Here is an 8,535-nt window from a genome sequence, read left to right on the forward strand (position 1 = left end):
ATCGCCGCCCCTCGCCACCATGCAGTTTGAACCGAATCCGAAAGGGGGGCCAAAACGGTCTGAGAGGTCATGCAGGGCATCTCGCAATCGATGGTCAACGGCTCACTCTATGGCAAGGATCGGGGTCTGCCCAGCGGTATACGAATGTGCTGGAGCGCCCTCAGGGGCAGGTGATTGAGGATTTTTCGCCGATCCGGTTCATCTTGCGCAAATCCTCGTGAAATTACAGGGCTCGGCAAAAGCGAGCCTTGCATCTGGCGCACAGATGCGGGATCGGGGTTATTCAACCCTTGCCACAGGCAGGGGCACAGGCAGGAGCATTTCGGCATGAGCATCACCGGCGGGGCACGTCCCGCATTTCCCTCGCGGGCAGGCGTCGCGCCCGTGGCGGAGGCCCGTGAGGCTCGGCATACGCGCTGGCTGAAAGGGGCCGCCCTCGCTTCGGTCGGCATGCTGGGAGCCTGGGCGACGCCCGTTCTGGCCGCGCCCGCCGATCAGGCCGTGCTGACCTATGCGCCGCTCGATTCGCTGCAGGCCGCCGATGAGGCTGCTCAGGCCGCCGTGCCCGCGCCCGCCTTCGGCGCAACCACTCCGGCAGCGACGGATCAGACCGCTCCGGCCAGCCCGTCGCCCGTCGCGGCTCCGTCTGGCGACAAGCAGCCTGCCCCGGACCAGCACGCACACACCAGCGCCCCGGGCGACATCGTCGTCTCGGGCGAGCGCAAGGCCCCGGCGGGCGATCCGCTGGAAGGCATCAACATCAAGACCTACGCCGTGATCCAGGCGACGGACAAGGCGGTCGTCGGCCCGGCGGCGATGGCCTATAAGAAGACCCTGCCCTCGCCGCTGCGCCAGGGCTTCCACAATGTGCTCTACAACATGCGCGAACCCTCCGTGGCGGTGGCCTATCTGGCGGAGCACAAATTCGGCAAGATGTTCGAGACCATCGGGCGCTTCGGTCTGAACAGCACCATCGGTCTGGCCGGCATTTTCGACATCGCCAAGCGCAAGCCCTTCCACCTGCCGTGGCGCCCCAACGGCATCGCCGATGCCCTGGGCTTCTATGGCGTCAAGCCGGGCCCCTATTTCTTCCTGCCGCTGATCGGCCCCACCACGCTGCGCGACGTGATCGGCACCACCATCGACCGCGTGGGCTTCCCGGCGCTCTATGCCGATGAGCTGCGCGGCCCCGCCTATGGTCTGGCCGTGACGATCATCGGCGGGCTGGACGACCGTGTGATGATCGATCCGCAGCTGCGCGTCTTCCGCGATGCGCCCGATTCCTATGCGGCGATGCGGCGCTTCTATCTCCAGCACCGTCAGGCCGAGATCGATGGGCTGCACGGCATCAACACCCGCCCGATCACGGCGGAAGAGGCGGTCTATGGCCCTTCGGCCACACCGCCCGAGGCGCTGCCCCCGCTGATGATCCCGCCGATCATTCAGGAGCCCACGCCTCCCCCGCCGCCCGCGCCGGTGATGGTGTCCAATCCGGTCGTTCAGCCGGTTCCCGAGGGTCACCATCGCTGACGGTCAGCAGACCAGGCGGCGAAAGAATCCTTCGTTCTGCGCGATTCTCTCGCGCAGATGGCCCGGCACGGCGGACAGCGGACGGCGCATGATCGTCGGGCTGCCGAGCGCCGGGCCGATCGACACAAGAATCGCCAGCATCGCCTGCCGCCGCAACACCGGCGTCAGGCGATGCAGGGCAAACCCCTTGAAGAACGCCACATCGCCCATCCGCCCCAGCAACGCATGGGGCGGATGGCGCGACGTCATCGCTTCCACCTCGTCTTCGCCATAAAGGCGCGGCTCAAGGCAGGCTGACCATTGCGCGCTGCCCGGCAGCACCAGCATCGGCCCATCCTCCTCCCCCAGCACATCGCCGAGCGGCACCAGCACCTGCACGGCGTTGAAAGGCTCGTCATTGTTGCGGTGCCATTTCCACTTGGGCGATTCGAGATAGCCCGGATTCGCGATCCATGCCTGCCCCCAGCTGACCGCCGCGCGCGGCCCGATCACCTCCCGGCAAAATGTCATGACGGTGGGGCTGGTGCAGATTTCCAGAAAAAGATCGCTGGCGAACAGCGCATGCGGCAGCATGTGCAGCTCGCTGTAGGGCGCCGCCTCGACCAGACCGCGATAGGTCCAGCCGGGGATGGTGGGATCGTGATAGAGGTGCTGCTGCATCACCTCGTCGCGCATGGCGGCAAGCAAGCCGGGCGGCAGAGCGCCGGGCTCGGCATGGTGATCCCGGGCCTGGAACAAGGCCGCGCGCGGCGTGCGGGCGGCGCGGTGGTGCAGCGGATCGGCCAGGCGCCTTTCGATCCGCGCCATACGCAGCAACCACGAGGGCGCGTTGGAGTGTTTCCTTAAACCGTTGATATAGTTATAGGCTATGTTCAGCCTTAACCAATATATCAGGCGCGCAAAGACCCCGCCAGCGGGGCAGCGCCCCGCGTCCCGATGATCCTGCCAGCTGTCGGCCCCCGCTTCGGGACGATACCCGAAGCCGACGAGCCCGCCGTGCCCAAAGCGCATTCAAACTCCCTTGGCGCCGGCTTGCGCCGGGTGGGTTGCACCGTGGCGGTCGCCACGGCGGCGCCCCTGAGAGTCCCCGTACGAAACATTCTCACAGAGCGGGCCAGGGATCATAACATTCAATTGCATAACACGCAGCCACCGCCCGCTTACCAGCGCACCCGCGCGACCACCCTAACAACCACGGTTAAGAGAGTTTTACCGAATCCCCTCTATGCAGGCCGTGCAAGCTGACCGAATCCCGGCCCCCCGGGACAGGCCAGCCTGCGAAAAGGGACATCACATGATCGCTCTGACGGCAAAAAGCCGGCACAAATCAAGTCGCGCCACGCCAACCAGCATTTTGCTCTGGGCGCTTCTGCTCGCCGTCATTTGCGGCGCGATCGACCTTGGCGAGCCGCTGGAGGATCTGTTCCGCGGCGGCCGCAACATGCTCCGCGCCCGGCCCGCCGATGGCAAGATCGTGGTGGTGGGTCTGGACGAGAAGACCTATGCCCGTTTCGGCACATTCAGTTTTTCGCGCAAGGTCGATGCCAAGCTTATCGACAATCTTGTCGCCATGGGCGTCCGCCATATCTATTTCGACCGCACCTACACCGACGCTTCATCGCAGCCCGATAACGACGTCTTTGCCGCGGCGCTGAAAAACAGCAACGGCAAGGTTTCTCTGGGCAGCATGGCCGCTTCGGGCAAGGGCGTGGGCGCGATGACCACCTATATCCTGCCTGCCCCGCTCTTCCGTCAGTACGTCAAGCTGACCCTGCTCAACGGCGTCACCAAGCCTTTTTCCCTCTCGGCGGAATTCCCCTATCAGGACGTGGTGGCCGGCCAGACCGTGCGCTCGGTCGCGTCGGAAATCTCCGATCACTCGGGCCCGACAGGAACAATGTTCCGTCCCGACTGGTCGATCCAGATGCGCTCGGTTCCCACCGTCAGCTTTATCGACGTGGTCGATGGCAAGGTTCCGGCCTCGCAGCTGCGCGGGAAGGATATTCTGGTCGGCTGGACCTCGGTCAGGCAGTGGGACATGCATGGCATGGCCGGGCAAGGCTGGACGCCGGGCGTCTATTTCCTTGCCGTGGGCGCACAGACCCTGCGCGAAGGCGTCCCCCAGAACTGGGGATGGGTGCCCGCCATTGTCGTCGCGACGATCTTTGCCGCATTGCTGCTGCGCTGCCGCCAGCGCATGATGGCCGGACTGGTGACGGTGGGGGCGATGGCCGTGCTGCTGGCGCTGCCTTTCGCGCTGGACGTTCATTTCATCACGGCCGATTTCCTGCCTGCCTATCTGCTGTTCGGCATCGTGGCCTATCGCTCGATGATGCTGCGCGAGATCAGCCGGGCCCAGCGCCTGCATGCCGGAACGCTGCTGCCCAATCTTTCGGCGCTGCGCGAGGAGCCCCAGGCCACCGAAAAGCCTCTGGTGGCGATGCGCATCCGCAATTACGCCGCGATCTGCTCCAGCTTCCCCGAGGCGATCGAGACCGATCTGATCAATGAACTGGTGCGCCGCCTGTCGCTGCCGGGCCAGCGCAACATCTTCTATCAGGCCGAGGATGTCATCTACTGGCTGGCCCCGCGCCTGCCCGCCGACGAGCTGGCCGGGCATATCGAAGGCCTTGCCCGCCTGATCGAGACCCAGCTGATTCTCGGCACCCGCAAGATCGACGTGCAGGTCTCCTTCGGCCTCGACGACGAATATGAACGCACGGTCACCAACCGCATCGCCAGCGCCCTGCTCGCCGCCGACCGCGCCGCCAGCCGCAACCAGCTGTGGCGCTTCCACCAGTCGGACAGCGAGGGCGACACCAGCTGGCAGCTCAGCCTGGTGGGCGAAATGGACAATGCGCTCGATCAGGGCGACATCTGGGTGGCCTATCAGCCGCAGTTCACCATCGACGATCTGCATATCATCGGCGCCGAGGCGCTGGTGCGCTGGCAGCATTCAGAGCGCGGCTCGATCTCGCCCGAAACCTTCGTGGGCGCCGCCGAAGCCCATAACCGCATCCTGCGCCTGACGCTCTATGTGCTGGAGCGCGCCACCAGCGACATGCTGCGCATCGTGGACAAGCAGACCAATTTCCGCCTCAGCGTCAACCTGTCGGCCACGCTGCTGGACAACACCGAGCTTGTCGCGCGCATCGCTGGCGTGTTGGCGACCACCGGCTTTCCGGCCTCGAGCCTGACGCTGGAAATCACCGAAACCGCCCAGATCACCGAGAACAACAAGGCCAACATCACGCTGGCCCAGCTGGCCGAGATGGGGATCCAGATTTCCATCGACGATTACGGCACCGGCAACGCCACGCTGGATTATCTGAAAAGCTTCCCCTGCGACGAGGTGAAGATGACCGCAAATTCGTCACCCATCTCACCAGCGACGAGGATGACCGTTTGATGGTGGAATCGACGATCGCGCTGGCCCACCGCCTGAATCGCCGCGTGATCGCCGAGGGCATCGAGGATCGCGCCACGCTGGATCTGCTGCGCCAGCTGGGCTGCGACATCGCCCAGGGCTATCATCTGGGCAGGCCGATGAAATTTAAGGATTTGGTCACCATAGTGTTCCCTTCCAGGACACCTCGGGCCGCCTAAAGGTTAATACGCGTTTACCCTCTTGAGTTTGGTTTACAACCAGTTAACGTTGCCCTTGCCGGAACCGTCTCCGGCAGGTCATGTTTTCTGGGAGCGTTACCATGACGAACAAGAAGCCTGCTGCCCGCAGCATCTGGGACAGCATCGGCAATTTCTTCGGCGGTTCCGAGTAATCGGAACCAGCTGATATTGCTGAATAAAAAGACGGCCTTGGATCACCTCCAAGGCCGTTTTCATATCTGGCCCAGCGTGGGGACGGCCCTTCGCGTGCTACGGCGGCAGCCCTGCCAAAATGGTGAATTAGGGACGAATCCGGAATCCATTTCCGAAGGGCGCAGCGGTTAAAATCTCCGGGTATTTACCTGTCACTCCACCATCGCGTTAACCCGCCTCCGCAAAAGCGCCCAGTCCTCGACTGGCCACCGCCGATCGCGGCGAAAATATAGTCAGGGGAGCGCGAAGGGCACTCGTCCCACCCTGCCCCGGTGCCTGCCCCCGGGAACAAAAGGGTCAAACTTCCGCTTTGGATTCACGCCCGGAGCCATCCGGACATGTTTCCTCCATCGCAGGACAAGTGGCCATCATGACCGACACGATCCTCACCATCATCGACGTCACCACGCCGGATTCCGTGATGCCCACCTATGTCCACACCCCGCATGGCGAAGGGCCCTGGCCCACGGTGATCATGCTGATGGACGCCCCCGGCATCCGCCCGGCCATGCAGGATCTGGCGGCGCGGCTGGCCTCGCACAGTTTCGCGGTGTTTCTGCCCGATCTGTTCTATCGCGCCGGCCCCTATGAACCCATCGACGCCAAAAAGGTCTTCGGCAATCCCGATCTGCGTGAGGAGCATCGCGCCAAATTCATGGCGGCGATCACCACCGAGGACACACTGAGCGATCTTGGCGCCTTGCTGGAAGCGATCACCTTGCACGATGCCGCGCAGGGCGGCCCGGTGGGCGTGGTCGGCTATTGCATGGGCGGCCGCCTTGCCCTGACCGCGGCGGGCACCTTCGGGGACAGGATCGCCATCGCGGCAGCCTATCACCCCGGCGGGCTGGCGACAGAAAAGCCGGACAGCCCGCATCTGCTGGCCCCGCGCATCAACGCCAGGGTCTATGTGGCAGGCGCCGCAGAGGACAAGAATTTCGACGATGCGCAGAAAACCCGGCTGATCGCCGCGCTGGATGAGGCCGGGGTGGAGAATGAGGTGGAAACCTATCCCGCCCATCACGGCTGGGTGCCCGCCGATATGCCCGCTCACGATCATGACGAGGCCGAGCATCACTGGCGAACCCTGGTGCCGCTGATGGACGCGTTGCGCCCCTAATCCTTCAGGCCGAGTAAATCACGCAAAGCCCAGAGCGGCAGGTGGGGCCGCGCCAGCGCCTTGTCGATGGCATAGGCCCACCAGCCCGGCCCGGTGGGCAGATAGAGCCGCAGGGGCACGCCCCGCTGCCGCGCCACGGCCTCGGTGCGGCGGCGCGGCAGGCCGCGCAACTGCTCCAGCAGGCAGGGCGTTCCGCTGGCGATCAGCAGGTCGAGCGCCTGCGCCGCCAGCAAGGGATCATGCGTGGCCACCACCACCGGCGCCGCGCGGCCCGCCAACGACCGCACCAGATCGAGATAGGCGGCACGCAGGTCTTCGGGATCGCTTTCAGGATCGGCCCATTCACCTTTGACGATCCGCAAGGTCAGCGGCCTGTCTCGCAGCTTTGCAGCATCCGCCTCGCTGCGCCGCCAGCGCGCGGGCAACGCGCAGCCGACCGCGGGGTGCAGCGCCATGGCCTGCTCGACCAGCGCCAGCGTGGCATCGGCATGCGTCGGTCCATGGGCATCGAAGACCAACGCCACCCCCGCCTGCGTCGCCGCCCTGGCCAGCGTGGCGATACGGGCCTCGCTCAGCCCCAGAGCAGGGGCTTTCACCGCCAGCACGGCATCCTGCCCGGCCACCGCCGCGATCAGCGCCAGATGGCCCGCCAGCACGCCATCGGCATCCTCGCCGCCGGGGAACCAGCCGAAGCTTGTCGCCCAGCCCCCTGCCTGCCAGCGCCGCGCCTGCGTCCCCGCCCATGCCGCATCGGGCGCGGGCAGATGGCGCCCGATCATGCCGGGCAAGGCGTATCGGGCATCGCGCAAGCGGCTCCACAGGCTCACGCCTTGCGCCTCAGCCGCCCCTTGAGCCAGACCAGACCATCCGCCGCCAGCGCCAACAGGCCGCGCGGGTTGAAGGGATAGGTCCGCAGGCGCACGCAGTCATGGTTGTCGCGGGTCCAGAAATCGGCGATCCAGGGTTCGGCCTCGCCCAGCAGCTCATAGGCCTCCAGCCCCGCGCGGGCGGCATGGCGCAGGCTGTGCAGCATCAGCAGATTGCCCGGAGAACAGCTGCGATAGGCCTCGTCATAGCCGATCTTGAACAGCCAGTACCGGTTGAGGCTGACCACCGCCAGCTGCATCGCCACCGCCTTGTGGCCGATGCGCAGAAAGGCGATGCGCAATGTGCCCTGCTCGCAGGCATGGCGGAACCAGGCGCGGACGAAAGCCTCCTTGGCCGGGTTGCAGCCGATGGCGCTGCCCGCCGCACGCTTCCAGCTGTTCATCTCCACCGCGATGGCTTCATCGAACAGCGTGTCGAATTCGCAAGGGTCCGGTGCAATGATCTCGTGGAAGACCGCACCCATGGCCGCGGCGCGCCGCTCGGCCCTGCGGAAATCGGAGCGACGCCCGGCGTTGAGGAAGCTCTCGCCTTGCCCCCAGTTGGCGTCCAGCGCGATGGTCGGGCAGCCGCGCGCCGGGCGCACCGAGACCAGCCCCCGTCCGCGCATCGCCACACGCAAGGCCGGGATCAGCAGCGAACGGGCGGGTATACGGTCAAGACTCAGCGCATGGGGATCGCGCGCCAGCACCTGCGCCAGCAGCGCCGCGCCCTGCTCGCCTGCGCACAGGGCGTCGCCGGGCTCGAAGACCTCGCAAGCACCGGCCAGACGCCAGCGGGCGGCATAGGAGGCGCCGCGGCACAGCGGGATCAGCGCCTCGATGCCTTCCTCGCCGCGCCCCACGAAGACCACGATCCCGACACCGGCCAGCAGGCTTTGCGCCAGAGCCGCGATAAAGCCCAAAGTCTGGGTGGGCAGGCTGGCGTGGCGCTCCAGCCGCAGCCAGGCGTCGGTCAGCAGGTGTCCCGCCTCGAAGCGCTGAAAATCCAGCGCCACTCCCGTTTCGGGCCGCGGATCAGGCGCGGCAAGACTGGTCGGCATGTTGAAACTCTGATGTTCCACGAAAGCTGCCCTTTCATGGGGCGCTTTACAGCGCAATCCCTAAAGATTGCCTGCCGGGTCCAGAGCTTCGCGTCGGTTTATTGGTCCTCGGCAAGATAGGGCGCGCGTTTGGGCAAGG

5 protein-coding genes and 1 pseudogene are annotated in these 8,535 nt (G+C 65.5%); 3 read left to right on the plus strand and 3 right to left on the minus strand.

From position 1 onward, the window contains the following. The first annotated feature begins 327 nt into the window (after window positions 1-327). The gene (locus SR3_RS29500) at window positions 328-1,530 is read left to right on the plus strand and encodes an MlaA family lipoprotein (RefSeq protein ID WP_068094762.1); all 1,203 of its coding nucleotides are present in this window, start codon (window positions 328-330) and stop codon (window positions 1,528-1,530) included. 3 nt (window positions 1,531-1,533) lie between these two features. Here the strand turns inward: SR3_RS29500 and SR3_RS29505 are convergent, their stop codons facing one another. Then, window positions 1,534-2,337: a phytanoyl-CoA dioxygenase family protein gene (locus tag SR3_RS29505; protein WP_068094764.1), complete on the minus strand. Its 804-nt coding sequence runs from the start codon at window positions 2,335-2,337 to the stop codon at window positions 1,534-1,536. Between the two features lie 487 nt (window positions 2,338-2,824). Here SR3_RS29505 and SR3_RS29510 point away from each other — a divergent pair. Continuing rightward, a pseudogene (locus tag SR3_RS29510) lies at window positions 2,825-5,136 on the plus strand (EAL domain-containing protein). 583 nt (window positions 5,137-5,719) lie between these two features. Continuing rightward, window positions 5,720-6,469 (plus strand): dienelactone hydrolase family protein, encoded by a 750-nt coding sequence (locus SR3_RS29520; RefSeq protein ID WP_068094773.1) that lies wholly within the window; start codon window positions 5,720-5,722, stop codon window positions 6,467-6,469. On the opposite strand, the gene SR3_RS29525 is transcribed toward SR3_RS29520, so the two are convergent. Further along, the gene (locus SR3_RS29525; protein WP_245654156.1) at window positions 6,466-7,296 is read right to left on the minus strand and encodes a proline dehydrogenase family protein; all 831 of its coding nucleotides are present in this window, start codon (window positions 7,294-7,296) and stop codon (window positions 6,466-6,468) included. The genes SR3_RS29520 and SR3_RS29525 overlap by 4 nt on opposite strands. Next, window positions 7,293-8,417 carry a GNAT family N-acetyltransferase gene (locus tag SR3_RS29530; protein ID WP_157099209.1) on the minus strand — a complete coding sequence of 375 codons (1,125 nt, stop codon included), beginning with the start codon at window positions 8,415-8,417 and terminating at the stop codon, window positions 7,293-7,295. Before SR3_RS29530 ends, SR3_RS29525 begins: the two co-directional genes overlap by 4 nt. Between the last annotated feature and the right edge of the window lie 118 nt (window positions 8,418-8,535).

This window comes from Novosphingobium rosa NBRC 15208 (assembly GCF_001598555.1).
GTDB lineage: Bacteria > Pseudomonadota > Alphaproteobacteria > Sphingomonadales > Sphingomonadaceae > Novosphingobium > Novosphingobium rosa.

What these genes read in the sequence shown, in the direction of transcription:
- SR3_RS29500 (WP_068094762.1), top strand. Translation starts at nt 328, where the DNA reads ATGAGCATCACCGGCGGGGCACGTCCCGCATTTCCCTCGCGGGCAGGC.
- SR3_RS29505 (WP_068094764.1), bottom strand. Translation starts at nt 2,337, where the DNA reads ATGGCGCGGATCGAAAGGCGCCTGGCCGATCCGCTGCACCACCGCGCC.
- SR3_RS29520 (WP_068094773.1), top strand. Translation starts at nt 5,720, where the DNA reads ATGACCGACACGATCCTCACCATCATCGACGTCACCACGCCGGATTCC.